The sequence below is a fragment of the Streptomyces sp. NPDC001401 genome (assembly GCF_042895385.1).
In the GTDB taxonomy this organism is placed as follows: Bacteria; Actinomycetota; Actinomycetes; order Streptomycetales; family Streptomycetaceae; genus Streptomyces.
Map to the genome: position 1 here is coordinate 15,361 of NZ_JBIAWI010000008.1, position 25,307 is coordinate 40,667.

General features: G+C 70.6%; 24 protein-coding genes. 15 read left to right on the plus strand and 9 right to left on the minus strand.

Going from position 1 to position 25,307, the window contains the following annotated elements:
- Positions 1-11 precede the first annotated feature (11 nt).
- Positions 12-1,871, minus strand: a complete 1,860-nt coding sequence (locus tag ACFY10_RS25615; RefSeq protein ID WP_390667543.1) for an ABC transporter ATP-binding protein — start codon at positions 1,869-1,871, stop codon at positions 12-14.
- Complete coding sequence (locus tag ACFY10_RS25620; RefSeq protein WP_390667544.1) at positions 1,868-3,676, minus strand: ABC transporter ATP-binding protein; 1,809 nt, start codon at positions 3,674-3,676, stop codon at positions 1,868-1,870. The genes ACFY10_RS25615 and ACFY10_RS25620 overlap by 4 nt, the downstream gene beginning before the upstream one ends.
- Before the next feature lie 205 nt (positions 3,677-3,881).
- Between ACFY10_RS25620 and ACFY10_RS25625 the strand changes: the two genes are divergently transcribed.
- From ACFY10_RS25625 to ACFY10_RS25640, 4 genes are read left to right on the plus strand one after another with little or no spacing between them, the layout of a single operon-like run.
- Positions 3,882-4,835, plus strand: coding sequence for an ATP-binding cassette domain-containing protein (locus ACFY10_RS25625; protein ID WP_390667545.1), 954 nt, complete (start codon positions 3,882-3,884; stop codon positions 4,833-4,835).
- A complete protein-coding gene (locus tag ACFY10_RS25630) occupies positions 4,832-5,566 on the plus strand; it encodes an ABC transporter permease (protein ID WP_390667546.1) in 735 nt (244 codons plus the stop codon). The genes ACFY10_RS25625 and ACFY10_RS25630 overlap by 4 nt, the downstream gene beginning before the upstream one ends.
- Before the next feature lie 25 nt (positions 5,567-5,591).
- Positions 5,592-6,857 carry a sensor histidine kinase gene (locus tag ACFY10_RS25635; RefSeq protein ID WP_390667547.1) on the plus strand — a complete coding sequence of 422 codons (1,266 nt, stop codon included), beginning with the start codon at positions 5,592-5,594 and terminating at the stop codon, positions 6,855-6,857.
- Positions 6,850-7,494, plus strand: coding sequence for a response regulator (locus ACFY10_RS25640; protein WP_390667548.1), 645 nt, complete (start codon positions 6,850-6,852; stop codon positions 7,492-7,494). The genes ACFY10_RS25635 and ACFY10_RS25640 overlap by 8 nt, the downstream gene beginning before the upstream one ends.
- Here ACFY10_RS25640 and ACFY10_RS25645 read toward each other — a convergent pair.
- From ACFY10_RS25645 to glgX, 4 genes are all read right to left on the minus strand, one after another.
- On the minus strand, positions 7,491-8,906 hold the full coding sequence (locus ACFY10_RS25645) for a sulfatase (RefSeq protein WP_390667549.1): 1,416 nt from the start codon (positions 8,904-8,906) through the stop codon (positions 7,491-7,493). The two genes, ACFY10_RS25640 and ACFY10_RS25645, sit on opposite strands and share 4 nt — an antisense overlap.
- A gap of 91 nt (positions 8,907-8,997) precedes the next feature.
- A complete protein-coding gene (locus ACFY10_RS25650) occupies positions 8,998-9,099 on the minus strand; it encodes a putative leader peptide (RefSeq protein WP_390667550.1) in 102 nt (33 codons plus the stop codon).
- 80 nt (positions 9,100-9,179) lie between these two features.
- A complete protein-coding gene (locus ACFY10_RS25655) occupies positions 9,180-10,262 on the minus strand; it encodes a hypothetical protein (protein WP_390667551.1) in 1,083 nt (360 codons plus the stop codon).
- Positions 10,263-10,312: 50 nt separating this feature from the next.
- Positions 10,313-12,556: a glycogen debranching protein GlgX gene (gene glgX, locus ACFY10_RS25660; RefSeq protein ID WP_390667552.1), complete on the minus strand. Its 2,244-nt coding sequence runs from the start codon at positions 12,554-12,556 to the stop codon at positions 10,313-10,315.
- A gap of 262 nt (positions 12,557-12,818) precedes the next feature.
- Here glgX and ACFY10_RS25665 point away from each other — a divergent pair, with 262 nt between their 5' ends.
- The 7 genes from ACFY10_RS25665 (at position 12,819) to ACFY10_RS25695 (ending at position 19,968) form a co-directional block, all read left to right on the plus strand.
- Positions 12,819-14,072 carry an Ig-like domain-containing protein gene (locus ACFY10_RS25665; RefSeq protein WP_390667553.1) on the plus strand — a complete coding sequence of 418 codons (1,254 nt, stop codon included), beginning with the start codon at positions 12,819-12,821 and terminating at the stop codon, positions 14,070-14,072.
- A 164-nt stretch (positions 14,073-14,236) separates the two neighbouring features.
- The gene (locus tag ACFY10_RS25670; RefSeq protein ID WP_390667554.1) at positions 14,237-15,481 is read left to right on the plus strand and encodes an Ig-like domain-containing protein; all 1,245 of its coding nucleotides are present in this window, start codon (positions 14,237-14,239) and stop codon (positions 15,479-15,481) included.
- 76 nt (positions 15,482-15,557) lie between these two features.
- Entirely contained in the window at positions 15,558-16,325 is a 768-nt protein-coding gene (locus ACFY10_RS25675) for an enoyl-CoA hydratase/isomerase family protein (RefSeq protein WP_390667555.1), read from the plus strand.
- Between the two features lie 272 nt (positions 16,326-16,597).
- Complete coding sequence (locus ACFY10_RS25680) at positions 16,598-17,101, plus strand: ATP-binding protein (RefSeq protein WP_390667556.1); 504 nt, start codon at positions 16,598-16,600, stop codon at positions 17,099-17,101.
- A 195-nt stretch (positions 17,102-17,296) separates the two neighbouring features.
- On the plus strand, positions 17,297-18,085 hold the full coding sequence (locus tag ACFY10_RS25685) for a polysaccharide deacetylase family protein (protein ID WP_390667557.1): 789 nt from the start codon (positions 17,297-17,299) through the stop codon (positions 18,083-18,085).
- Positions 18,085-19,269 carry a YncE family protein gene (locus tag ACFY10_RS25690; protein ID WP_390667558.1) on the plus strand — a complete coding sequence of 395 codons (1,185 nt, stop codon included), beginning with the start codon at positions 18,085-18,087 and terminating at the stop codon, positions 19,267-19,269. The genes ACFY10_RS25685 and ACFY10_RS25690 overlap by 1 nt, the downstream gene beginning before the upstream one ends.
- 99 nt (positions 19,270-19,368) lie before the next feature.
- Positions 19,369-19,968 (plus strand): ADP-ribosyltransferase, encoded by a 600-nt coding sequence (locus tag ACFY10_RS25695; protein WP_390667559.1) that lies wholly within the window; start codon positions 19,369-19,371, stop codon positions 19,966-19,968.
- On the opposite strand, the gene ACFY10_RS25700 is transcribed toward ACFY10_RS25695, so the two are convergent.
- A complete protein-coding gene (locus ACFY10_RS25700; RefSeq protein WP_390667560.1) occupies positions 19,922-20,587 on the minus strand; it encodes a GNAT family N-acetyltransferase in 666 nt (221 codons plus the stop codon). The two genes, ACFY10_RS25695 and ACFY10_RS25700, sit on opposite strands and share 47 nt — an antisense overlap.
- 56 nt (positions 20,588-20,643) lie before the next feature.
- On the opposite strand from ACFY10_RS25700, the gene ACFY10_RS25705 reads away from it, so the two are divergent.
- Both ACFY10_RS25705 and ACFY10_RS25710 read left to right on the plus strand, forming a co-directional pair.
- The gene (locus ACFY10_RS25705) at positions 20,644-21,558 is read left to right on the plus strand and encodes a MerR family transcriptional regulator (RefSeq protein WP_390667561.1); all 915 of its coding nucleotides are present in this window, start codon (positions 20,644-20,646) and stop codon (positions 21,556-21,558) included.
- Between the two features lie 58 nt (positions 21,559-21,616).
- Positions 21,617-21,829, plus strand: a complete 213-nt coding sequence (locus ACFY10_RS25710; RefSeq protein ID WP_390667562.1) for an EF-hand domain-containing protein — start codon at positions 21,617-21,619, stop codon at positions 21,827-21,829.
- A 72-nt stretch (positions 21,830-21,901) separates the two neighbouring features.
- Here ACFY10_RS25710 and ACFY10_RS25715 read toward each other — a convergent pair whose 3' ends face one another.
- A complete protein-coding gene (locus ACFY10_RS25715) occupies positions 21,902-22,816 on the minus strand; it encodes an AraC family transcriptional regulator (protein WP_390667563.1) in 915 nt (304 codons plus the stop codon).
- Between the two features lie 101 nt (positions 22,817-22,917).
- Between ACFY10_RS25715 and ACFY10_RS25720 the strand changes: the two genes are divergently transcribed.
- Complete coding sequence (locus ACFY10_RS25720; RefSeq protein ID WP_390667564.1) at positions 22,918-23,919, plus strand: zinc-dependent alcohol dehydrogenase family protein; 1,002 nt, start codon at positions 22,918-22,920, stop codon at positions 23,917-23,919.
- 101 nt (positions 23,920-24,020) lie between these two features.
- Positions 24,021-24,680, plus strand: coding sequence for an NADPH-dependent F420 reductase (locus ACFY10_RS25725; RefSeq protein WP_390667565.1), 660 nt, complete (start codon positions 24,021-24,023; stop codon positions 24,678-24,680).
- A 39-nt stretch (positions 24,681-24,719) separates the two neighbouring features.
- On the opposite strand, the gene ACFY10_RS25730 is transcribed toward ACFY10_RS25725, so the two are convergent.
- Positions 24,720-25,277 carry a GH25 family lysozyme gene (locus ACFY10_RS25730; RefSeq protein WP_390667566.1) on the minus strand — a complete coding sequence of 186 codons (558 nt, stop codon included), beginning with the start codon at positions 25,275-25,277 and terminating at the stop codon, positions 24,720-24,722.
- Between the last annotated feature and the right edge of the window lie 30 nt (positions 25,278-25,307).

Genomic DNA, 25,307 nt, shown 5'->3' on the forward strand with positions numbered 1-25,307 from the left:
TCTCGCGTCCGCTACGCCAGACTGTCCCGCCAGGCCCGGTGCAGATCCGCGAACCGCCCCGTCCCCGCGATGAGTTCGGCCGGGCTGCCGTCCTCCACGATCTTCCCGTGCTCCATGACCAGCACCCGGTCCGCGATCTCGACGGTCGACAGCCGGTGTGCGATGACGACGGCCGTACGGCCGCGCAGGACCGTCAGCATCGCGCGCTGCACGGCCCGTTCGCCCGGAATGTCGAGCGAGCTGGTGGCCTCGTCGAGGATCAGCACGGCCGGGTCGGCGAGCAACGCCCTCGCGAAGGCGACGAGTTGGCGCTGGCCCGCGGAGATACGGCCGCCTCGTTTCCGTACGTCCGTGTCGTACCCGTCGGGGAGTGCGCTGATGAACTCGTGCGCACCGATCGCCTTCGCGGCCTGCTCGATCTGCTCGCGGGTCGCGTCCGGGCGGCCGATGGCGATGTTCTCGGCGACCGTGCCGGAGAACAGGAAGGCCTCCTGCGTCACCATCACCACCCCGCGCCGCAGTTCGGGCACGGCCAGTTCGCGCAGGTCGACGCCGTCCAGCAGGACCTGCCCGGCGGAGGGGTCGTAGAAGCGGGCCAGCAGCTTGGCGAGCGTCGACTTGCCGGCGCCCGTCGAGCCGACGACCGCGACCGTCTGCCCGGCGGGGATCGTGAGATCGAAGGCGGGCAGCACCTCGCCGCCGGTGCGGTAGCCGAAGCGGACGCCGTCGAAGACGACCTCGCGGCCCGGGTGCTCGCTCTCAAGTGCCGGAAGTTCCACGGGACTTGACGGCTCCGGCACGGACGGTGTCTGCGCCAGCAACCCGGCGATCTTCTCCAGGGAGGCCGCCGCCGACTGGTACGAGTTCAGGAACATGCCGAACCGGTCGATGGGGTCGTAGAGGCGGCGCAGATAGAGGACCGCCGCCGCCAGCACGCCCAGCTCCAGCGAGCCGCCCGCCACCCGGTAGGCGCCCCACAGCACGATCAGCGCGACGGCCGTGTTGGCGACCAGCCGGGAGCCGACGACATAGCGGGCCATCTCCAGCATGGCGTCGCCGTTGACCCGCTCGTGCCGCCGGTTCAGCACCAGGAAGTCGGCGTCGTTGGCGGCCTCGCGGCGGAAGGCGCGCACCGGCCGGATGCCGTTCATGGTCTCGACGAACTTGACGATGACGCCCGCGATGGCGGTGGACCGCACCCGGTACACCCGTACCGCGCGCCGCTGGTAGACCCGTACGAGCAGGTACAGCGGCACGAAGGACGCCACCGCCAGGGCGCCGAGCCCCAGGTCCAGCCAGAGCAGCATGGCCGAGATGTAGACGAAGGACAGGACGACCGTGATGAGTTCCTGCAGGCCCTCGTTGAGCAGCTCCCGCAACGACTCCACGTCCGCCGTGGACCGGGAGATCAGCCGGCCCGAGGTGTAGCGCTCGTGGAAGTCGATGCTCAGCGCCTGCGCGTGCCGGAAGATACGGCCGCGCAGATCGAGCAGCACGTCCTGGCTGACGCGGGCGGAGGCGATGATGAACGCGGACTGCAGCCCGCCGGAGACCAGCGCGCACAGCAGATAGGCCACGGCCACCGCGATCAGCGGGCCATGGTCGTGGTCCCGGAACGCCGGTACGGCCTTGTCGATCGCGTACGCCACCAGCAGCGGGCCCGCCTGGACTGCCGCCAGCTGGAGCAGCAGCAGGAGCGTGGCGACGGTGACACGGGCCTTCATCGGGGCGAGCAGGGAGCGCAGCAGGCCGGCGGTGGCGCCCGGGGGAGTGGGCAGGACGTCCCGGTCGAAGGGGTCGCCGGCGTCCTTGGGGCGGGGGAGGTCCGGCTCGTCCTCCGCCGTGGGGGCGGACGTGGTGGGGGCCGTCATCGGTCGTCTTCCTCCGCTTCCCCGGTACCGGACATCAGGTGGGCGTACTCGGCGTTCGTGCGCAGCAGTTCGTGATGCGTGCCGACGGCGGTGATCCGGCCGCCGGAGAGCAGCGCGACCCGGTCGGCGAGCAGCACCGTGGACGGGCGGTGCGCCACGATGAGCGCCGTGGTGTCCGCGAGCACATCCCGCAGGGCCCCCTCGACGGCGGCCTCGGTGTGCACGTCGAGCGCGGACAGGGGGTCGTCCAGGACGAGGAATCTGGGTCTGCCCACAACGGCCCGCGCGAGCGCCAGCCGCTGCCGCTGCCCGCCGGAGAGGCTGAGCCCCTGTTCGCCGACCTGGGTGTCCGTGCCCTGGGGGAGCGCATGCGCGAACTCGGCCTGCGCGACGGCGAGCGCCCGGTTCAGCTCGGCGGCTCCCGCGCTGTCCTGGGCACCCATGAGCACGTTGTCCCCGACGCTCGCGGAGAAGAGCGTGGGCTCCTCGAAGGCCACGGCGACGAGGGCGCGCAACGTTTCCCGAGGCATCGTGGTGATGTCCTCACCGTCCAGCGTGATGCGACCGGAGGTGACCTCGTGGAGACGGGGCACGAGAGCAGTGAGGGTCGTCTTGCCGCTGCCTGTGGCGCCCACCAGGGCCATGGACTCGCCGGGCCGGATGTGGAGGTCTATGCGGTCGAGGACGGGAGGGGAGTCGGCGGGGGCGTCGGGGTAACGGAACCGCACGTCATGAAAGCGAAGTCCGTTGTCCTTGCCGCCGGTTGAGCCCGTGCCTGGCGCAGCGGTCTGCTCCTCAGGGGCCTCGTCCATCACCTCGAAGTACCGCTCCGTCGCCGTCGCCGCCTCTTGACTCATCGCAAGCAGAAACCCGATCGAATCCACCGGCCACCGCAGCGCAAGTGCCGTCGACAGAAAGGCGACCAGCGTGCCGGCCGACAGGTCACCGTCCGCCACCTGCACGGTGCCCAGCACCAACGCCGCCCCAATGGCCACCTCCGGCAGCGTCACGATGACCCCCCAGATCGTGGCGAGCAGCCGAGCCTTCCGCAGCTCCGTCCCCCGCAGGGTCCGGGTCAGCTCCCGGAACGCCTGCGCCTGGCTGCGGTGCCGCCCGAACCCCTTGATGATCCGGATCCCGAGCACGCTCTCCTCGACGACCGTCGTCAGATCGCCGACCTGGTCCTGCGCGAGCCGCGCCACATCGGCGTACCGCTTCTCGAAGATCACGCAGGTGACCATCACGGGGACGGCCGGGCCCAGGATCACCAGCCCGAGGGTCCAGTCCTGCAGCAGCATGATCACCACGCCGACGAGAATCGTCACCCCGTTGACCAGCAGGAACGTCAGGGGAAAGGCGAGGAACATGCGCAGCAGCATCAGGTCCGTCGTGCCGCGGGACAGCAACTGGCCCGAGGCCCAGCGGTCGTGGAAGGCGACCGGCAGCCGCTGCAGATGCCGGTACAGATCCGCCCGCATCCCCGCCTCGACGCCGGCGAGCGGCCGCGACACCAGCCACCGCCGCAGCCCGAACAGCAGCGCCTCCGCGAGCCCGAGGAGCAGCAGGTACAGCGCCCCGAGCCATACGCCCGCCGGATCCCGGTCGGCGACCGGCCCGTCCACCATCCACTTCAGCACGAGCGGGATGACGAGCCCGGTACACGAGGCGAGCACGGCGACGAACGCGGCGGTGGACAGCCGCGCCCGCACGGGCCGTACGTACGGCCACAGGCGCAGCAGTGTGCGTACGGCCGATCGTTTGCTGGCTCCTGTGGGTTCCTTGGTGGTTGCACGTGTCGAGGGCATCGTCTGTGAGCCTACGGATCGGCACTGACAACGCCCACCGAGTTTTGGCCGGACCCGGATCGGCCGCTGGTCCTACGACCTGCGCGTTCGAGGGGTCGTACAGGAGATCCGGAGGGGTCGTACGCCGGCATCAACCGATCGGTTGATGTCCCTTCGAGCGCGACGGCCGATGTGGCGGCAGGGCGCTTCCCGCGAACCTGAGGCCATGCCCGTCATCGAAGTCACCGAACTGCGCAAGTCCTACGGCGGCCGGACCGTCGTCGACGGCGTCTCCTTCGCCGTCGAGGAGGGCGAGATCTTCGGGATCCTCGGCCCCAACGGCGCCGGCAAGACCACCACCGTCGAGTGCGTCGAGGGGCTCAGGGTCCCCGACGCCGGCCGGGTCCGTGTCACCGGCCTCGACCCCGTCGCCGACCACGCACGCGTGGCGCGCGTTCTGGGCGCCCAGCTCCAGGAGAGCGAGCTGCAGCCCAAACTCACCGTCCGCGAGGCGCTGGAGTTGTACGCCTCCTTCTACCCGAGCCCGCTCGACTGGGCGCCGCTCGCCGAACGTCTCGGGCTGACCGCGAAGCTGACCACCCGGTTCGGCAAGCTCTCCGGCGGCCAGAAGCAGCGCCTGTTCATCGCGCTCGCCCTGATCGGCAATCCGCGGGTCGTCGTCCTGGACGAGCTGACGACCGGCCTGGACCCGCGGGCCCGCCGGGACACCTGGGCGCTGATCGAGGACGTCCGGGACAGCGGCGTGACCGTCCTCCTCGTCACCCACTTCATGGAGGAGGCCCAGCGGCTGTGCGACCGGATCGCCGTGATCGACAAGGGGCGGGTGGCCGCCCTGGACACCCCGGCCGGGCTCATCCGGCGCTCGGCGGGCGCCACCGTCATCAGCTTCACCCCGTCCGCACCCCTGGACGACCGTGAGCTGAACGCGCTCCCCGCCCTCGCCTCGATCGAGCACAAGGACGGCCGTATCACGCTCTCCGGCACGGACGAGACGGTCAACGCCGTCATCACCCTTCTCGCCCGCCACCGCATCACCGCGCACCAACTGCGCGTCGTGGACGCCACGCTCGACGACGCGTTCCTCGACCTGACGAAGGCCGACAACGCCGACGACGCCGACAACACCGGCAACACCGCCAACAAGGAGGCAGCGGCATGAGCACCGCCGTACTGAAGACCGAGATCCGCCTGTTCCGCCGCGAACCCGGCGCCCTCTTCTGGATCCTGCTCTTCCCGACCCTCCTCCTTGTCATCCTCGGCTCCATCCCGTCCTTCCGCGACCATCAGGCCGACCTCGGCGGTCTGCGCACGATCGACGTCTACGTCCCGGTCGCCGTGCTGCTCGGCATGATCGTCGGCGGCCTGCAGTCGATGCCGCAGACCCTCACCGGCTACCGCGAGCGCGGCATCCTGCGCCGGATGGCCACGACGCCGGTCCGCCCGTCCGCCCTGCTGTCCGCGCAGATGCTGGTCTACGGCGGCGCCGCCCTCGCGTCGGCGCTGCTCTCCCTCGCGGTCGGGCGGCTCGGCTTCGACGTACGCCTGCCCGAGCAGCCCTTCGGATACGTCCTCGCCCTGCTGCTGGCCGTCCTGGTCGCCCTTGCTCTCGGATCGGTGGTGTCGGCACTGTCCCGTACGACGAAGATCGCCGGCGCGATCGGGTCCGCGGTGTTCTTCCCGTCGATGTTCTGCGCGGGCGTGTGGCTGCCGACGCAGGCCATGCCGGACATGATGGCCCGGATCGTCGGGTACACGCCCTTCGGGGCGGCCGCGCAGGCCCTGAACCAGGCCGCGGCCGGGCACTGGCCGGGCTGGGGTCACCTGGGCGTGCTGGCGATGTGGATCCTGCTGCTGACCGGCGCCGCGAGCCGCTGGTTCCGCTGGGAGTAGGCGGTCGGCCGTGCAGACTGGGGAAATGACCGTCGCGGACAGCCAGATCGACCGGCGCTGGGACCAGTTGCACACCTGGGGGCCCTACGGGCTGCTCGGCATCAGCGTCGTCCTCGGGGTCGCCTCGGCCGGCCCGGGGACCAGCGCGGCCAAGTGGTACACCGCCTGGGCCCTGATCTTCGCCGCGGTCGCGCTCCAGCTCTGGTGGCACTCCACCCGCCTGCGCCGCGGCGACTGCCGCCGTACGCCGTCCTGGACCGGGACGGCGTACTACGTCGTCCGCTGGGCCCTCGCCTTCGCCCTCACCTGGATCAGCCCGTTCTTCGCGTTCTACGCCGCCGCCGGCTACATGGACGCCGACGAGACGATCCCGGGCAGGTGGTGGCAGCGGCTCGGACTGCTCGCGAGCGCGGTCACCGTGGCCGGTGCGCAGGCCGGGGGAATGCCGTTCGGAAGCCTGGTCCAGTGGATCGTCTTCGCCGGGCTGCTGGTCGCCAACTCCGGCCTGCAGATGGCGGTCGCCCATCTCACCGATCAAGAGCAGCAGCGGGCCCGCGAGCGCACCGCCACCATCGCCGAACTCGAACGCACCAACACCGCCCTCCAGCAGGCCCTCGACGAGAACGCCGCCCTGCACGCCCAACTCCTCGTCCAGGCAAGGGAGGCCGGGGTCGCCGACGAACGGCGACGCCTGGCCGCCGAGATCCACGACACCATCGCCCAAGGCCTGACCGGCATCATCGCCCAGCTCCAGGTCGTCGCGAACACGCCCGACCGGGACCAGGCCCGCGAGCACATGGGCCGAGCCATGGAGCTGGCCCGGCACAGCCTCGGCGAGGCCCGCCGCTCCGTGCACAACCTGGCGCCGGTGGCGCTGGAGAACGACGGGCTCCCGGAGGCCCTGAAGAAGACGGTCGCCGAATGGGGCGAACGGACCGGCGTACGCGCCGAGTTCACGGTCACCGGCACCACGGAACAGCTCCACGAGGAGGTCGCCGCCACCCTCCTGCGCATCGTCCAGGAAGCCCTCTCCAACGCGGCCCGCCACGCCCGCGCCACCCGAGTCGGCGTCACCCTCTCCTTCCTGGGCGACGAGGTCATCCTCGACATCCGCGACGACGGCTCCGGCTTCGACCCCCTGGCCCTCCCCGCCCGCTCCCACGCGGGCGGCTTCGGCCTCGACGGCATGCGCGCCCGCGCCGAACGCATCGCCGGCTCGCTCACCGTGGAGTCCGAACCGGGTCACGGCACCGCGCTGTCTGCTCGCGTACCGTTGGTCCGCCATGAGTGACGAGCCGTTGATCTCCCTGCTGATCGTCGACGACCATCCCGTCGTACGGGACGGCCTGCGCGGCATGTTCGAGTCCGCGCCGGGCTTCCGTGTCCTCGGCGAGGCGGCGAACGGCGTCGAGGCCGTCGCCAGGACGGACGAACTCGACCCGGACGTGGTCCTGATGGACCTGCGGATGCCCGGCGGCGGAGGAGTGGACGCCATCCGCGAACTCACCCGACGCGGTGCCCGCGCCAAGGTCCTGGTCCTGACGACGTACGACACCGACTCGGACACCCTGCCCGCGATCGAGGCGGGCGCGACGGGCTATCTGCTGAAGGACGCCCCGCGCGACGAACTCTTCACCGCCGTCCGGGCGGCGGCCGACGGCCGCACGGTCCTCTCCCCGGCGGTCGCCTCCCGCCTGGTCTCGGCGGTCCGCACCCCGGGGTCGGGCGGCAACGAGCCCCTGTCCACCCGCGAACGCGAGGTCCTCGCCCTGGTCGCCAGGGGCACGTCCAACCGCGAGATCGCCCGCGAACTGTTCATCAGCGAGGCGACCGTGAAGACCCATCTCACCCATCTGTACGCCAAGTTGGGTGTCAGCGACCGCGCGGCGGCGGTCGCGACGGCGTACCAGCGGGGGATCCTCGGCTAGCTCGGGTACGGGAGCAGCCCGGAGGCGGTCTTCTCCCAGGCGGCCTTCAACTGCGCAAGCAACTCCGGCTTGTCGGGGGCCAGGTCGGCCTGCTCGCGCAGGTCGGCGCCGAGGTCGTAGAGGTGGTCCTCGCCGTCCGAGTCCTGGTAGTACTTCCAACTCCCGCGCCTGAGTGCCCGGTTGGCCCGTACCCGCCAGAACAGGTCCCGCTCCGGGAGCTCGTCGCCGCGCAGCAGGTACCCGGCCAGGCTCGTTCCGTCCAGCGGGTACGCCGGGTCGGGGCGGGCGCCCGCCACCTCCAGGAAGGTCGCCGTCCAGTCGGGGGAGAAGTTCGGCTCGTGGCTGACCTGGCCGCCGTCGATGCGGTGCGGCCAGCGCACGATCGTCGGGACGCGGATGCCGCCCTCCTGCAGCACGAACTTCTCGCCGCTGAGCGGCCACAGGTACGACCAGCGCTCGCCGCCGTTGTCGCTGGCGAAGTACACCAGCGTGTGCTCCTCCTGCCCGGAGCGGCGCAGCGCGGCGAGCACCTCGCCGACGGCCGCGTCCAGGCTCTGCACCATCTCCGTGTACTTGGCGACCGAACCGCCGTCGTAGTGGTTGAGGGCGTTGCTGACCTCCGCCTGGCTCTTCGCGGCCCGGATCTTCGCCGCGATCTCGGCGCCGGTCTCCTCGTCGCCCTCCGCCAGCCACGGCCAGTGCGGGGTGGTGAAGTTGAGGTTGAGCAGCCAGGGCGCGTCGTGGTCGCGGCTCACGTACTCCACGGCCCGCTCGGTCAGGACCTCCGTGTAGTAGCGCAGGTCCTTGTACTCGGCGTCGCCCTCGTAGAGGTCGTAGTCACCGAGCTGCCCGAGCTTGGAGAAGTACTCGAGGACGCCTCCGTGGTTGCCGAAGAACTCGTCCCAGCCGGACTTGGTGGGGCTGTAGTCGGGCAGCCAGCCGCAGTGCCACTTGCCGATGAGGGCGGTGGCGTACCCGGCCTTCTTCAGCAGGGAGGCCAGGGTCGGGTGATGGGGATCCAGCCCCTGTGTCCTGTTCGCGATGGGCTCGGCGAGCCCGCCCTTCGTACGACCGGGATAGCGCCCGGTGTACAGGCTGAACCGGGTCGGCGAGCAGGTCGCGGAGCCGGAGTAGGCGTCCGTGAAGCGCACACCCTGCCGGGCCAGCCGGTCCAGGTTCGGCGTCCGGATGTGCGGGGCGCCGTAGGAGGAGAGGTCGGCCCAGCCGAGGTCGTCGCCGAGGATGACCAGGAGGTTGGGGCGCTTTGTGGCCACGGAGGCCGTACGGGCCTGGAACGGGCGCTCGGCGGGGGCGGCTTCGGCGGCGCTCGCGGCGCCTGCCGTACCGGCAACGGCGGTCACGGCACCGCCACCGACGAGACCACCGAAGGCGCGACGGGATATGTGAGGCATAGGAATCCTAGGGATCGGCGCACCCTGCAACAGGGCACGCAGAAGCGAGGAGGAGAAGGGAGAGGCGAGAGAAAGGTGGAGGGGCTGCGGCTCAGCGACAGATGGCGCTGGACTGCCGGCACAGATCCACATGGCGTCGCTCCACGAGCGCGACGCGCGCGCAGCGGTGGTCGGCGGACAGCCTCATGACCATGGACCGTGCCAGCGGGACGGTTCAGCCGTCAAGGACGTGTTCGCAGTGTGGAACGCGGTCCACCGGGGCCGGCGGGGTGCCTACTTCACGGCTCCGCGCGCCGGCAGTGCGGTCAACCGCGCCATGACAGGCTGGAGTTGGCGCTTGACCAGCCGGCTCAGTGTGACGACGCTCGGCAGTCGCAGGGTCGTCGGATCGAACCGGATGAAGGTCGCCCGCCAGTCCGGTCCGAAGACGACGAGGCCCTTGAGTTCGAAGTCCCAGCGCAGCCGCGACCGGCCGCCGTTCACCAGCACCTCCCAGAGCGGCCGCTCGGGGCGGGCCGGCGGCGGGTAGTCGGGCAGCGCGGGCAGGGGCGGCCACCGGCCCGTGTCCGGCGCTCCCGGCTCGCTGCGTGACCGCCGTTCGTACTCGGCGGCAACGGCCGTGCGGAAGCCGTCGTAGGCCCCGGCGTCGCAGTAGGCGAGCAGCACCAGCCGCTCGGGCGGCAGCAGGCGCAGCGCCTCGACGAACTCCCACACGGTCCCGGGGCCGGGACCCGCCGACAGCATCACCACGTGCGCACCCGTGATCAGCCCGCTCACGGTGTCCCGCCAGTCGTCGATCGGCAGATACGCGCGCGCCGCGCCGGGCAGCGGAAGCGGCTCCCCGGGGCTGCCGATCGCGATGACCCGGCCGAGCCGCCCGAAGCGCCGGACCAGGCTCTCCTCGTGGGTCAGCCCGGAGATGAAGAAGAAGTTCTCCAGGTTCGCACCGCCGCCGGTGATGTCGGTGGGCAACAAGGACATGCTCTTGTCGTTCGAGAACGGGCGCAGATACAGCACGTAGCGGGTTCCGGCCAAGGGAGCGAAGGAGCCGATGACTCCGCTGGTGTGCTGTTTGCCGCGCACGATGCAGAGGCGTCCCGCGAAGAAGACCCCAACGCCGGCGCAGAAGGCGACCGCGGCCCCCAGCAGGCGCAGCCACCAGGAGACGTGCGTGACGGCCAACTGGTCGCTGTAGAAGCTCTTCTTGAAGACCGTGAAGCTCACCAGGCCCACCACCGCCCCGGCCACCCGCAGCGCCCACCCGGCGGCGATCAGCGTGCGCCCCAGCCCCGGCCGCTGCACAGGGCGCGGTGACGGCTCCCGGTCGCTCAAGAAGTACGTGTTCCCGTTGGTCACCGGCATCCCCCGTAGCCCAGCCGACTCACGCCGAAGCCCAGGATGACCGCTCAGCCGACCCGCAGCAACAGCACCGCCCGCGCCGGCACCGTGATCGCCGTACCCGCCCGGTGCACCACCCCGGGCGCCTCCCCCTGCGCCTCCCTCGACGTGTCGACGACCACCTCGTACTGCTCGGCCCAGGGCGGCCCCGGCAGTACGAAGCTCACCGGACGGTCCCCGGCGTGCAGGACGGCGAGGAAGCTGTCGTCGAGGATCGGGTCGCCGTGCTCGTCGCGGCCCGGTATGTCCCGCCCGGACAGATACATGCCGAGCGTGGCGGCGGGCGCGTACCAGTCCCGTTCCGTCATCTCCGTGCCGCGCGCGGTGAACCAGGCCAGGTCGCGCAGACCGTCGGCGGAGTGCGCCCGCCCAGAGAAGAAGGCCCGGCGGCGCAGCACGGGGTGCTGGTGCCGGAGCTCGATGAGCCGGGCCGTGAGGTCGAACAGGGCCTTCCAGCCCGGCTCTTCCAGCAGCTTCCAGTCCAGCCAGCTGATCTCGTTGTCCTGGCAGTACGCGTTGTTGTTGCCGCGCTGGGTGCGCCCAAGTTCGTCGCCGGCCACCAGCATCGGCACGCCCGTCGACAGCAGCAGAGTGGTCAGCAGGTTCCGCAACTGCCTTCGCCGCAGGCCCCGTACCCGCTCGTCGGCCGTCTCCCCCTCCGCCCCGCAGTTCCACGACCGGTTGTCGTCCGAACCGTCCCGGTTGCCCTCGCCGTTGGCCTCGTTGTGCTTGCGTTCGTACGACACCAGGTCGCGCAGGGTGAAACCGTCGTGCGCGGTGATGAAGTTGACGGACGCGTACGGCCGGCGGCCGCCCCACGCGTACAGGTCGCTCGACCCCGACAGCCGGTACCCCAGATCCCGTACGTCCGGCAGCGCGCCCCGCCAGAAGTCCCGTACGGCATTGCGGTACCGGTCGTTCCACTCCGTCCACAGGGGTGGGAAGGACCCCACCTGGTAGCCCCCGGAGCCCACGTCCCACGGTTCGGCGATCAGCTTCACCCGCCGCAGCACCGGGTCCTGCGCGATGACCGCCAGGAAAGGCGACAGCATGTCGACGTCGTGCATGGAGCGGGCGAGGGCAGCGGCCAGGTCGAAGCGGAAGCCGTCGACGCCCATCTCCGTCACCCAGTAGCGCAGGGAGTCGGTGATGAGGCGGAGTACGTGCGGCTGGACGACGTGCAGGGTGTTGCCGCAGCCCGTGTAGTCCGCGTATCGACGCGCGTCGGACTGCAGGCGGTAGTAGCCGCGGTTGTCGATGCCCTTCAGGGAGAGCGTCGGGCCCAGCTCGCCCGCCTCCGCCGTGTGGTTGTAGACCACGTCGAGGATGACCTCGATGCCGGCCGCGTGCAGCGCGCGCACCATGCGCTTGAACTCGCCGACCTGCTGCCCCGTCGTACCGGATGCGGCGTACGCGGCGTGCGGGGCGAAGTAGCCGATGGAGTTGTAGCCCCAGTAGTTCTTCAGGCCGCGGCGCAGCAGGTGGTCCTCGTGGGCGAACTGGTGCACCGGCAGCAGCTCCACGGCCGTCACGCCCAGCTTGACCAGGTGCTCGACGGCGGCCGGGTGCGCCAGTCCGGCGTACGTACCGCGGAGTTCCTCCGGGATCCCGGGGTGCAGGGCGGTGAACCCCCTGACGTGCAGCTCGTAGATGACGGAGTCCGCCCACGGCGTCTTCGGGCGGCGGTCGTCGGCCCAGTCGTCGTCATCGTGGACCACGACACCCTTGGGGACGTACGGCGCCGAGTCCCGGTCGTCGCGCACGGTGTCCGCGACCTGCTGCTGCGGCCAGTCGCGGACGTGGCCGTACACCTCGGGCGGCAGGCTGAAGTCGCCGTCCACCGCGCGCGCGTACGGGTCGAGGAGCAGCTTCGCCGGGTTCCAGCGGCCGCCGGTCCACGGGTCCCAGCGGCCGTGCACCCGGTAGCCGTACCGCTGCCCGGGCATCACACCCGGCACGAAGCCGTGCCAGATCTCGTGCGTCAGCTCGGTCAGCCGCGCGCGGGTCTCCTTGCCGGCCTCGTCGAACAGGCACAGCTCCACCGCCTCGGCCCCGCCCGCCCACAGCGCGAAGTTGGTGCCCGCGACGCCGTCCGGGCCGACCCGGAACCTGGCCCCGAGCGGCATCGGCGCACCCGGCCGCACGGGCACGCCCGGCACCTTGCGGGGCGCGCCGTTGACCGCGGTGGCCGGGCGTTCGCCCTCGTCGGCGCGCCCCTCGGCCACCGCCTCCTGCTCGGCTGCGCTGGACACCAGTCCGCCTCCCACGGCTCGTGGAACGACCTCGAAAGAGCCCACGGCGTCCCGGCCGCGGCTCCCCGTCGCGTCGTCCTCCCCACTGTTCTGCCCAGAGCATGGCCGACGAAGTCTCATCCGGTTCGGCTGCGCCCCTACAGGGGTGCGGGGCCGTGACATCAGCGGCTCCGCCGCGGGGCGCGACCAGCCACAATGGCGCCGCGGACGAAAGACGACCTCACGGCACAACCCGCGGAGCGCCCACGTCGTTGGGTACGCCGTGAGGCAGAGGCATGCACAAGGGCGCGCACGGCGCGCGGGGGCCGCTCTGGCCGCCGTACTGACATGGGCAGGACTGCTGGCCGGAGCCGCCGGCTGCTCTTCGAACCCGGCGGAGCGGAGCGACATCGACGAGGTGCTCGGCAAACCCCCGGCACCCGAGGACGTCATTCGGATCACCCCGGACGACGCCAGTAAGGACGTCCGCCCCGGCCGCCCGCTCCGGGTACGCGTGCCCAGTGGACGCCTGGAGTCGGTGAAGGTCGTCAAGTCCCAGGACGCGCAGGAGTCCGCGGTGCCCGGCCGTATCTCCGAGGACGGCCTGAGCTGGGAACCCGACCAGCCCAGGCTCGCGCTGGCCGCCAAGTACACGGTCGACGCGGTGGCCCTGGACGGCCACGGGCGCAGGTCCGCACGGCACACCACCTTCACCACGTTCGTCCCCGACGAGCGCTTCATCGGCTACGTCACCCCGGAGAACCGCTCCACGGTCGGCACCGGAATGATCGTCTCCCTGGAGTTCAACCGGGAGATCGAGCACCGCGCGGCCGTCGAGCGAGCCGTCCACGTCACCGCGAAACCGGCGGTCGAGATCCGTCCGCACTGGTTCGGCGATGACCGCCTCGACTTCCGCCCCGAGCGGTACTGGAAGCCCGGCACCCAGGTCACCGTCTCCCTCCGGCTCCGCGACGTCGAGGGGGCGCCCGGTGTCTACGGGCTGCAGTACAAGACGTTCTCCTTCACCGTCGGCCGCAGCCAGGTCTCCCTGGTCGACGCGGCCGCGCACACCATGCAGGTACGGCGCGACGGGGCGCTCCTCGCCACCGTGCCGATCACGGCCGGGGCGCCCAAGCACACCACCTACAACGGGAAGATGGTGGTGATGGAGATGCTCGAGCTGACCCGGATGAACGGCGCCACCGTCGGTTTCAAGAAGGAGAACGGCAAGGGCGAGTACGACATCCCGGACGTCCCGCACGCCCTGCGCCTCACCGACTCCGGCACCTTCCTGCACGGCAACTACTGGGCGCCGAACGCCCCCGGACACGTCAACGTCAGCCACGGGTGCGTGGGGCTCATGGACGTCAAGGGCGGCAGCTCCGACACCCCGGCCGGCTGGTTCTTCGACCGCAGTCTCGTCGGGGACGTCGTCCAGGTCGTCCACAGCAATGACAAAAAGGTCGCTCCTGACAACGGCCTCGGAGGGTGGAATATGGGCTGGAAGGAGTGGAAGGCGGGCACCGCGGTCAAGTAACCCGAGGGGAGGCGGGGATGGGGACAGGCGCCTGGCCGATGTTGCGACTGAACAGTGACCTTCACCTGACACGATCCCCAAAACCTTGGGGTTAAATTGCGCCAATGAGCGCGCGGGACGCGCCGGGGTGCGGGCCCGACCAGGCCCGGCGAGGGGAGAGCAACTTGAACGTGCGGCCGATATCGGGGGCGTCGGTTGACGCGCGCGGACGTGGGGGCAGGGGACTGCTGGCACTGATACTCGGGGTGCTGGTGCTGGCCGTCACCGCGTGCGGAGGCGGCGGTTCGGGTTCCGGATCCGGTTCCGGCGACGGCAAGGGCAAGGATGCCGACTCGGCGCAGAGCAAGCAGTCGGTGGCCGTCGTCACCATCGCCCCCAAGGACGGCGCGAAGTCCGTCGACACCAGCGGCGCCCTCAAGGTCAGCGCCAGCAAGGGCAAGCTGACCGCGGTCGAGGTCAAGGACTCCAAGGGCGCGGAGATATCCGGGACGATCACGGGCGGCGGCACCGGCTGGACGCCGTCCACCCACCTGGCGGCGTCCACCAAGTACACGGTGCACGCCGTCGCCAAGGACTCCGCGGGCCGGGTCGCGGCCGAGGACTCCAGCTTCACCACACTGACTCCGAAGAACACCTTCATCGGCACCTACACCCCCGAGGACGGCTCCACGGTCGGCGTCGGTATGCCGTTCTCCGTCCGCTTCACCCGGGGCATCACGCACCCCGAGGACGTCGAGAAGGCCATCAGCATCAAGACCGAGCCGGCCGTCGACGTCGAGGGCCACTGGTTCGGCAACGACCGCCTCGACTTCCGCCCCGAGCAGTACTGGAAGTCCGGCACCAAGGTCACGGTCAAGCTGAACCTCAACGGTGTCGAGGGCCGCCCCGGCGTCTACGGCTCGCAGGCCAAGACGGTCAAGTTCACGATCGGCCGCAACCAGGTCTCCTACGTGGACGCCAAGAAGCACACGATGAAGGTCACCCAGGACGGCAAGGTCATCAAGACCATCCCGGTCACCACCGGCAAGCCCGGATACGACACCTGGAACGGCCAGATGGTCGTGAGCGAGAAGTCCATCGAGACGCGCATGAACAGCGAGACGGTGGGCTACGGCAAGGAGTACGACATCAAGGACGTGCCCCACGCCGTCCGCCTGACCGACTCGGGCACCTTCGCCCACGGCAACTACTGGGGCGGCGACGCCTTCGGCAACTACAACGCCAGCCACGGCTGCATCGGCCTGCGCGACGTGCGCGGCGGCTACGACAGCGGCACGCCGGCGGCCTGGTTCTACAACCACTCGATCATCGGCGACGTGGTGGTCGTGAAGAAGGCCCACGACGCGACGGTCGATCCGGCCAACGGCCTCAACGGCTGGAACATGTCGTGGGAGAAGTGGAAGTCGTAAGCGGCTTCTGATCTGCGGCCCCGGTGTGAGGTACGGCACCGGGGCCGTTGTCGTTAGTCCCCGTTAACCTGCCTGCATGACCGTGAATCTCGAAGTCGCCGAAGGCGTCGGCACCATCCGCCTCGACCGCCCGCCGATGAACGCGCTGGACATCGCCACCCAGGACCGGCTCAAGGAGCTGGCCGAGGAGGCGACCCGTCGCGACGACGTACGGGCCGTGATCGTGTACGGCGGGGAGAAGGTGTTCGCGGCGGGCGCGGACATCAAGGAGATGCAGAACATGGACCACGCGGCGATGGTCCTGCGCGCCCGCGCCCTGCAGGACTCGTTCACGGCGGTGGCCCGCATCCCCAAGCCGGTCGTCGCGGCGATCACGGGCTACGCGCTCGGCGGCGGCTGCGAGTTGGCGCTGTGCGCGGACTACCGGATCGCGGCGGAGAACGCCAAGCTGGGCCAGCCGGAGATCCTGCTGGGCCTGATCCCGGGCGCCGGCGGCACCCAGCGGCTGTCCCGTCTGGTCGGCCCGTCGAAGGCCAAGGACCTGATCTTCACCGGCCGTATGGTCAAGGCGGACGAGGCGCTGACGCTGGGTCTGGTCGACCGGGTGGTGCCGGCCGAGGAGGTCTACACTGCCGCGCACGAGTGGGCGGCGAAGCTGGCGCAAGGCCCGGCGATCGCGCTCCGGGCAGCCAAGGAGTCCATCGACACCGGACTGGAGACGGACATCGAGACGGGCCTGGCCGTCGAACGGAACTGGTTCGCGGGCCTGTTCGCGACGGAGGACCGCGAGCGCGGGATGCGCAGCTTCGTGGAGGAGGGGCCGGGCAAGGCGAAGTTCCTCTGAGTCCCTCTGAACCACTTGCAATTGACGCGACGTCTGATCCGGGTCCCTCGATGGGGCGGTTTATGGGAGCCTTAAGGCAACCTTAAGTCTGCCTTGTCGAGGGAGACCGTCGATTGCCTCCAGTGGAGCCTTCGCCGCAGGTCGAGCAGGCTGTGGAAGCCTCTGAACTGCCTGTGGCATATGTCAACCCGCCTATTCGGAACGTCGTATTCCGGGGGGCGTATTCCTCCGGAACGGCCCCGGAGGGCGCTCTGGGCGGCCATGATGGGGGCATGGCGGGGCTGGAGGGCATCGAACAGCCGCGGGGACACAGCCGTGCGACCGCGGCACGCTGGTCGCCTGCGGTCGAGGACGAACGGGCGCTCAAGGCACTCGAGTTGTTCGGCAACCCGACCGAGGCGGAGGTCCCGCTGCCGTCCCGCCCGGAGTCCGCCGCCACCGCCCGCCGTCTCACCCAGGTCGTGGTGCTGCGCCAGTGGGGCCTGACTCCCAAGATGACGGAGGACGCCGTCCTGCTCGTCTCCGAACTGGTCGGCAACGCGGTCCGCCACACCGGCGCCCGAGTCTTCGGTCTGCGGATGCGCCGCCGCCGGGGCTGGATCCGCATCGAGGTTCGCGACCCCTCCCGGGGCCTGCCCTGTCTGATGCCGGTTCAGGAGACGGACATCAGCGGCCGGGGCCTGTTCCTGGTCGACAAGCTCTCCGACCGCTGGGGGGTCGACCTCCTGCCGCGCGGCAAGACGACATGGTTCGAAATGAGGGTCGCCGACCGCTGAGGGGTGCCTCCGGCGGTGGGGGCGTGTTCCGTGCGGGTGAGTGGGGGGTGCTGTCCCTGGTGGCTGCGCCCCCAGACCCCCGTCGGCCCGGAGGGCCTTGTCCTCAAACGCCGGACGGGCTGAGTTGCTGGCCGCGACCCGAAGAATGTTCCCCGATCGGGTCAATCGGCTGTTTTCTTACCCTTCGCCTCTTAAATGGTGAAGGTGACCTCGACCGACCGCCGTACGGCGCTCCGCACGGGCGCCGGCCTCCTCGCCGCAGGCGCCCTCACCGCAGGATGCGCCCCGAACGGTGCCGTCGCGCACTCCACTTCACCGGCGCACCCGTCGTCCTCCCCGCCTTCCACGCCATCCGCCGCACCCGCCCCCCGCCGCTACCCCGGCCGACCCGCCCAACTCACCCACGGCCCCCGCACCCACCCCCGCGTCGCCCTCACCTTCCACGGCCAGGGCGACCCCGCCATCGCCCACGCCATCCTCACCGAGGCCGAGAAGCGCGGCGCCCACCTCACGGTCCTGGCCGTCGGCAGCTGGCTCGACGAACACCCGGACATGGCCCGCCGCGTCCTCGACGGCGGCCACGACCTCGGCAACCACACCCAGCGCCATCTGGCCGTCAACGCCATGTCCGAGGCCGACGCCCGCAGCGAGATCACCGCCTGCGCCGACCGCCTGGAGCACCTCACCGGCTCCATCGGCACCTGGTTCCGCCCCTCGCGCGCACCCCTCGCATCCCCGCTGGTCCTGCGCCTGGCCCGCAGCGCCGGCTATCCGCACGTTCTCTCGTACGACGTCGACTCCCTCGACTACACCCGGCCCGGTGCCGATGCAATCCAGCGCAAGATCCTCGACGAGGTCCGCAACGGATCCGTGGTGAGCATGCATTTCGGATACCCGGACACGGTCGCCGCCCTCCCCGTCGTACTGGAAGAACTCGCCCGCCGCGGGCTGACCGCGGTGACCACCACGGAGCTGTTCAGCTGATGAACCCCACCCGGCTCACCCGCGCCCTGATCGCGACCGCCGCCCTCGCCTCGCTCACCGTTCTCGCCGCCTGCACCAGCGCCCCGCGGCACCAGGACGAGGCCCTCGGCAGCAAGGCCGCCATCGCCCCGGCGAAGAAGAAGGCCCCCGTCCCGGGCCTGCCCGGCATGCCGCCCGTCCTCGACCCGCACGACGTGTACGCGGCCGACCGCCCGAACCAACTCTCCCCGGCCGTAAGGGACTTCCCGTCCCGCGTCTACGTCCCCAACACCAACTCCAACACCGTCTCGGTCATCGACCCGAAGACGTACAAGGTCATCGAGACGATCCCGGTCGGCACCCAGCCCCAGCACGTCGTCCCCTCCTGGGACATGAAGACGCTGTGGGTCAACAACGACCGGGGCAACACCCTCACCCCCATCGACCCGAGGACGGGGAAGGCCGGCAAGCCCGTGGACGTGCACGACCCCTACAACCTCTACTTCACGCCGAACGGCAAGTACGCGATCGTCATGGCCTCGCTCGACCGGGCACTCGTCTTCCGTGACGCGCACACCATGAAGGTGGAGAAGACCGTCCCGGTCAGCTGCTACGGCGTCAACCATGCCGACTTCTCCCTCGACGGCCGCTACTTCATCGTCTCCTGCGAGTTCAGCGGCGAACTGCTCAAGGTCGACACGGAGAAGATGAAGGTGATCGAGCAGGAGAAACTGCCGTTCCACGGCGCGATGCCGCAGGACGTCAAGATCTCGCCCGACGGCAAGAGGTTCTACATCGCCGACATGATGGCCGACGGTGTGTGGATCCTGGACGGCGACAAGTTCACCAAGCCCACCCTCCTGCCCACCGGCAAGGGCGCCCACGGCCTCTACGTCAGCCGCGACTCGCGCGTGATGTACATCTCCAACCGCGGCGAAGGCACCATCTCCATCTTCGACTTCGCGCAGAACAGGCTCACCGAGAAGTGGCACCTGCCGGACGGCGGCAGCCCCGACATGGGCGGCGTCTCCGCGGACGGCAAGGTCCTGTGGCTGTCGGGCCGTTACAACTCCGAGGTGTACGCCATCGACACCCGCACCGGCACCCAGCTGGCCCGCATCAAGGTCGGCAGCGGCCCGCACGGCCTCGCGGTGTACCCGCAGCCGGGCCGCTACTCGCTCGGCCACACGGGCATCTTCCGCTGAAACACGGTGAGTTGAGAAAGGCCGGGAAAGGCTGGGGACACGCCGCCGAACGAGTGACGCTACGCATTCCGCAGCCGCGGGACGGGGATCGTCCACCCCATGATCACAACTCGCCTGCGGCGGCGGGCCGCTGCCGTCGTCCTGTCCCTCGCGGCAGCCTTCGCGACGACGGCCGCGACCGTCCCCACCGCCACCCCCGCGAAGGCCGCCGCTCCTGTCTGTCCCCAGTTCGACGACCCGATCAAGGCCGCCGTCGACCGCCGGGTCGACGTCGACCGCATCACACCCGAACCGGTCTGGCGCAAGACGTGCGGCACGCTCTACCGCAGCGACAGCCGCGGCCCCACGACCGTCTTCGAGCAGGGCTTCCACCCCAAGGACGTCATCAACGGCCAGTACGACATCGAGCAGTACGTCCTGGTCAACCAGCCCTCCCCGTACGTGTCGACGACGTACGACCACGACCTCTACAAGACCTGGTACAAGTCGGGCTACAACTACTACATCGATGCCCCCGGCGGCGTGGACGTCAACAAGACCATCGGTGACACCCACAAGTGGGCCGACCAGGTCGAGGTGGCCTTCCCCGGCGGCATCGCGCGGCAGTACATCATCGGCGTCTGCCCGGTCGACAAGAAGACCAAGACCGAGATCATGAACGACTGCCAGAGCAACCCGTACTACGAGCCGTGGCACTGAGCAGTACCTCTGCTCCCACAGGGCGATAGCCCGCCGCCTGGAACGCCCGCATGCTGCGGGCGTTCCCCGGCGCGACCTGCGCCCACAGGGGTTCGGGGGCGAGATGCCGGGCGGCGGTCACGAGCAGCCGCCCCAGCCCCCGGTGCCGTACCCCTTCGTCGACCTCGACGGAGACCTCCAGCCGCCCGGCGATCCCGCGCCCCATCACCAGCACGCCGCGCTCTGCCGTCCAGGCGCGCACGTCGTCGCGCCGCCCGCGGGCGTACCTGATCCGTGGATGCCCGGCGTCCGTGATCTCCTTCAGCGCGAGCGGCGGCCCGCCCGGCAAGGGGGAGCCGACCAGCATCGCGTCGATGGTCTCGGACGTGCGCCCCGTCCGCTCCATGAAGGCTGCCAGGAACACCGGGTTCATCGTCGCCGCGAGGGCGTCGCAGTCCAGGGCGTCCAGCGTGTCGTACACCCAGCGCGGATCCTCGTCCGTGAAGACGACCGAGTGTGCGGTGAAGGCGACAACGCCCGCGTCCCGGGCGCAGGCCTGCGGGACCACGGTCGTACGGCCGTCCGCCGGCGGGAAGACACCGCGGGCGGCCGCGTCGAGAATGTCGCGCAAGGTGTCCATCGGGCCCCTCCGCGCTCCTTGAGTCTCCACCCACTGGAAGGCCCAGACTCACACACATGATCGACGACGGCACCGGACTTCTCACCATCGGCGAGCTGGCGCGGTCCACCGGACTGACCGTGCGCACCATCCGCTACTGGTCCGACGAGGGCGTCCTGACCCCCGTGACCCGTTCCGCGGGCGGCTACCGGCTCTACGACGCCGAGTCCGCCGCCCGGCTGGAGCTGATCCGCACCCTGCGCGAGCTGGGCCTCGGCCTGGACGACGTGCGCAAGGTGCTGGACGGGGAGCGGACGGTCGCGGAGGTCGCGGCGGCGCACGTGGTGGCGCTGGACGCGCAGATCCGCTCGCTGAAGGTGACCCGTGCGGTGCTGTCGACCGTGGCGCGACGCGACTCGACCGCAGAGGAGATGACCCTGATGAACAAACTGGCGCGGCTGTCGGCCGCCGAGCGGGCCCGTATCGCCGAGGACTTCACGACGGAGATCTTCGACGGGCTCGACACGGCCGACCCCGACATCCGCAAGCGGCTCCGGTTCGCCCCGGCGGACCTGCCGGACGAGCCGACACCCGAGCAGGTGGACGCCTGGGTGGAGCTCGCCGAGATGATGCAGGATCCCGAGTTCCGGGGCCTGATGCGCAGGATGATCGAGTTCAATGCGGCGGACCGCGGCCCGGACGTGCCCGCGGGCACCTCGCTGTGGTTCATGAGCCGCCTGGTTCAGCTCGCGGGGGAGGCCCTGGAGCGGGGCATCGCCCCCGAGGCGCCCGAGGCCGAGGAACTCCTGCGCGGCCTGCTCGGCGACGCGGACCCGGCCGAGGTGTTGAAGCGGCTGGAGGCGGGCTCCAACGTCCGCGTGGCCCGGTACCGCCAGTTGTGGGCGGTCGTGAAGGGGCTCGGCCCGCAGTCGGCGCACGAGCCGGAGTTCGCCTGGGTGGTCGCCGCACTGAAGGCTCGCGTGGCCAGCTAATCTGACCTGCGTCAGTACGACAGCAAGACGCGCAGTTATGGAGAAAAGGGGCGGATCGGTGGCCGACATCGAAGCAGCACGCAAGGAGTTCCAGCGGATCGACACCGACGGCGACGGGTTCATCACCGCCGCCGAGTTCAAGGCCGCCCTCGCCCAGGAGGGCGACTGGAACGTCACCGAGTCGGTCGCCGAGGCGATCATCAAGACGCGTGACCTGAACGGCGACAAGGTGCTGTCGTTCGACGAGTTCTGGGCGTACCTGAACAAGTAGGACGTACCGGGGGGTGCCCGTCCGCACGGCGGACGGGCACCCCTTCGTCATGTCCGCAGGACCCGCGGAGGGCTAGGGAACCCGCCTGCGGTACTGCCCCGGCGCCACGCCGTACCCCCGCTTGAAGGCTTTGGCGAAGGCGAACTCCGAGGTGTAGCCCGCGCGTTCGGCCACCTGGCGCAGGGGGAGGTCCTTCTCGCGCAGGAGGCGGCCCGCCGTCGTCATGCGCCACCAGGTGAGGTAGGCGAGCGGCGGTTCGCCGACCAGCGTGGTGAAGCGGCGGGCGAAGGCCGCGCGGGACAGGCCGCCCGCGGCGCCGAGTTCCTCGACGGTCCAGGGGTGCGCCGGGTCGCCGTGGATGGCGCGCAGGGCGGCCGCCACGGCCGGGTCGGCGAGGGCGGCCGACCAGCCCGTCGGGCGGGCGGCGCCGTCCCGCTCCCACCAGGCACGCAGGATGTACAGCAACAGCGTGTCCAGGAGCGAGGTCACGATGGCCTCCGAACCCGGCCGCCGTTCCTCCAGCTCCATGCCCAGCAGTTCCACCGCCGCCCGCAGCGAACGGTGCGCGCCGACCCGGGCGGGCAGGTGCACCACCTCCGGCAGCTCGGTCAGCAGCCGGTGGGCGCGGCTGCGGTCCAGCTGGTACGCGCCGCACAGCATGACCGTGTCCGGAGCCGACTCCCTTGTCGCGGGCGGCGGTTCGGGCCACCGCCCGTCCGGCCCCGGCCGCACCTCCTCCAGCGGTACGTCGGGCCCGCTGGCCAGGGCGTGTCCGCGCCCGTGTGCCAGGAACACCACGTCCCCCGGCCCGACGGCCACCGGCTCGCCCTCGGCCGGGAGCAGCCACGCCGACCCGCGCAGCACCACATGGAACCCGGCCCCCTCGGAGGCCTCGAACCGCATGCCCCAGGGCGCCCACTTGTCCCGACGCGAGGAGTGCGGCCGCCCGGTGCGCATCGCGCCCACGGCGTCGCTGAGTACGTCCATGTCCGTACGGTAGCCGCAGGACGTACCGGCAAGACGATCGGACAGAAAAGGGAGACCGGCGAACATGGATCGTCTCGCGCCTGGCTCTTAGCGTCGTGTGTATGCCAACTACCGCACGTACCGTGCTTTTCCATGAAATCGGCGAACCGGAGGTCCTGCGGATCGAAGACGCCGCCGTCCCGGATGTCGCCCCCGGCCAAGTCCTGGTCCGGGTGGAGGCGTTGGGCCTCAACCGCGCCGAAGTCCTCTTCCGGTCCGGCACTTGCTACTACCAGCCCACCCTCCCCGCCTCCCGCCTCGGCTACGAGGCCGCCGGCGTCGTCGAGGCGGTCGGCGAGGGTGTCACCGAACTCGCCGTCGGCGACCCGGTGTTGACCGGTCCAGGCATCGAGATGAGCGCGCAGGGCGTGTACGCGGATCGGGTCGTCCTGCCCGAGACGGCCGTCCTGCGGCGCCCCGACTCCGTGGACGCCGTCACCGGCGCCGCGGCCTGGCTGACGTACACGACCGCATACGGCGCCCTGCTGGAGACCGCGGGTCTCAGGCCCGGCGACCACGTCCTCGTCACCGGCGCGTCCAGCGGCGTGGGCACGGCGGCGATCCAGGTCGCCCGTCGCATCGGCGCGATCCCGCTGGCCACCACCCGCACCGAGGCGAAACGGCGGCAGCTGCTCGGCCTGGGTGCGGCGGACGTGATCGTCACCGGGGAGTCGGCGCCGGAGGCCGTGGCCAAGGAGGCCAAGCGGCTCACCGGAGGCAAGGGCGTCGAGGTGATCTTCGACGCGATCGGCGGCCCCGGCTTCCGCCCGCTGGCGGAGGGCCTCGCGCCGGGCGGCGCCGTGGTGATCTACGGCTGGCTGGACCCCCGGCCCGCCGAGATCCCCTGGACCTGGCCCTTCACCATCCACACGTACGCCAACGGCGTCCTCACCAGCACTCCCGACGGCCGCCGCCGCTCCACCGCCTTCCTCAACGCCGGGCTCGCCGACGGGGGATTCCGCCCGGTCGTCGGCGAGGTTTTGGAGGGCCTCGACCGCATCCGGGACGCCCACCGCCTGATGGAGTCCAACCGGCACACGGGCAAGATCGTCGTACGGGTCTGAGGGCCGTCACCCGTTCGCCGCACCAGCGGAATAGTCCAGGGCCCCCCAGGGTTGATGCCGCCCAGACGTATGCATGCGCATCGACCGTGGAAGGCTCTGTCATGAAGATCGGCATCATCGGCGCGGGCAACATCGGCGGCAACCTCACCAGGCGGCTCACCACCCTCGGCCACGACGTCTCCGTCGCCAACTCCCGTGGCCCGCAGACGCTCACCGCACTGGCCGAGGAGACCGGCGCGACCCCTGTGCCGGTCGAGGAGGCGGCCCGCGGTGCCGAGGTCGTGATCGTCACGATCCCGGTGAAGGCGATCCCGAACCTCCCGTCCGGCCTGCTGGACGAGGCCGCCGACGGGGTCGCGGTGATCGACACCGGCAACTACTACCCCCAGCGCGACGGGAAGATCGCCGCGATCGAGGACGAGGGCCTCACCGAGAGCCGCTGGACGGAACGCCAGATCGGGCACCCCGTCGTCAAGGCCTTCAACGGCACATACGCCATCGACCTCCTGGAGCGCCCGCTCCCGGCCGGCGCCCCCGACCGCCAGGCGCTTCCGGTCGCCGGCGACGACGAGGCGGCCAAGCTCAAGGTCCGGGCCCTGATCGACGAACTCGGCTTCGACACCGTGGACGCGGGCGGCCTCGACGAGTCCTGGCGACAGCAGCCCGGCACCCCGGTCTACGGCCTGCGCGAGGGCGTCGACGGGGTCGCCAAGGCGCTCGCGGAGGCGTCCGAGGAGCGCCCCTCGGACTTCCGCGCCTAGCCGGCGGCGGCTTGCAGCGGGTTGCCGATCTACGGATCGTCAGGCGCCCTTGGCCCACTCCTTCAGCGCCGCCTTGTCGGCGAAGTCGGCGACGTCCTTGTCGTGGGGGTCGCTGGTGTACTGGTGGAAGCGCCACTTGGCCTTGATGCGGGGCTTGCCTGCCGTGACGTAGTCGGCGATCCAGAGGCCGTCGCCGGCGTACGAGGTCGTGTCGATGTTCAGCCAGAAATCGCGATTGGTGTAGAGCACGACCTGGTTGTGCGGCCGCAGTTCCTTCACCTTGCGGATGAAGAGGTCCTTCTCCGCGTTGCTCGCATGCGTCCCTGCGCTCGTCCGCTCCCAGTCCACGGCGAGGATGTCGCCCGCCTTCTCGGGGGCGTGCTCGACGAAGTACTCCGCCTGGGCCTGGAGATGGCCCGGCCACAGGAAGTGGTAGAAGCCGACGACGAGGCCCGCGTCGCGGCCGTGTTTTGTCTGGGCGCCGAGTCTCGGGTTGACGTACGAACGGCCCTCCGTCGCCTTGATGAAGGCGAAGGAGAGGCCGTCCGTGCCGTACGAGGAGGACTGGTAGGCGCTTACGTCGATACCGCGCAGCATGGAAGGACTCCCTGAAGTGCCGGTGGGGGG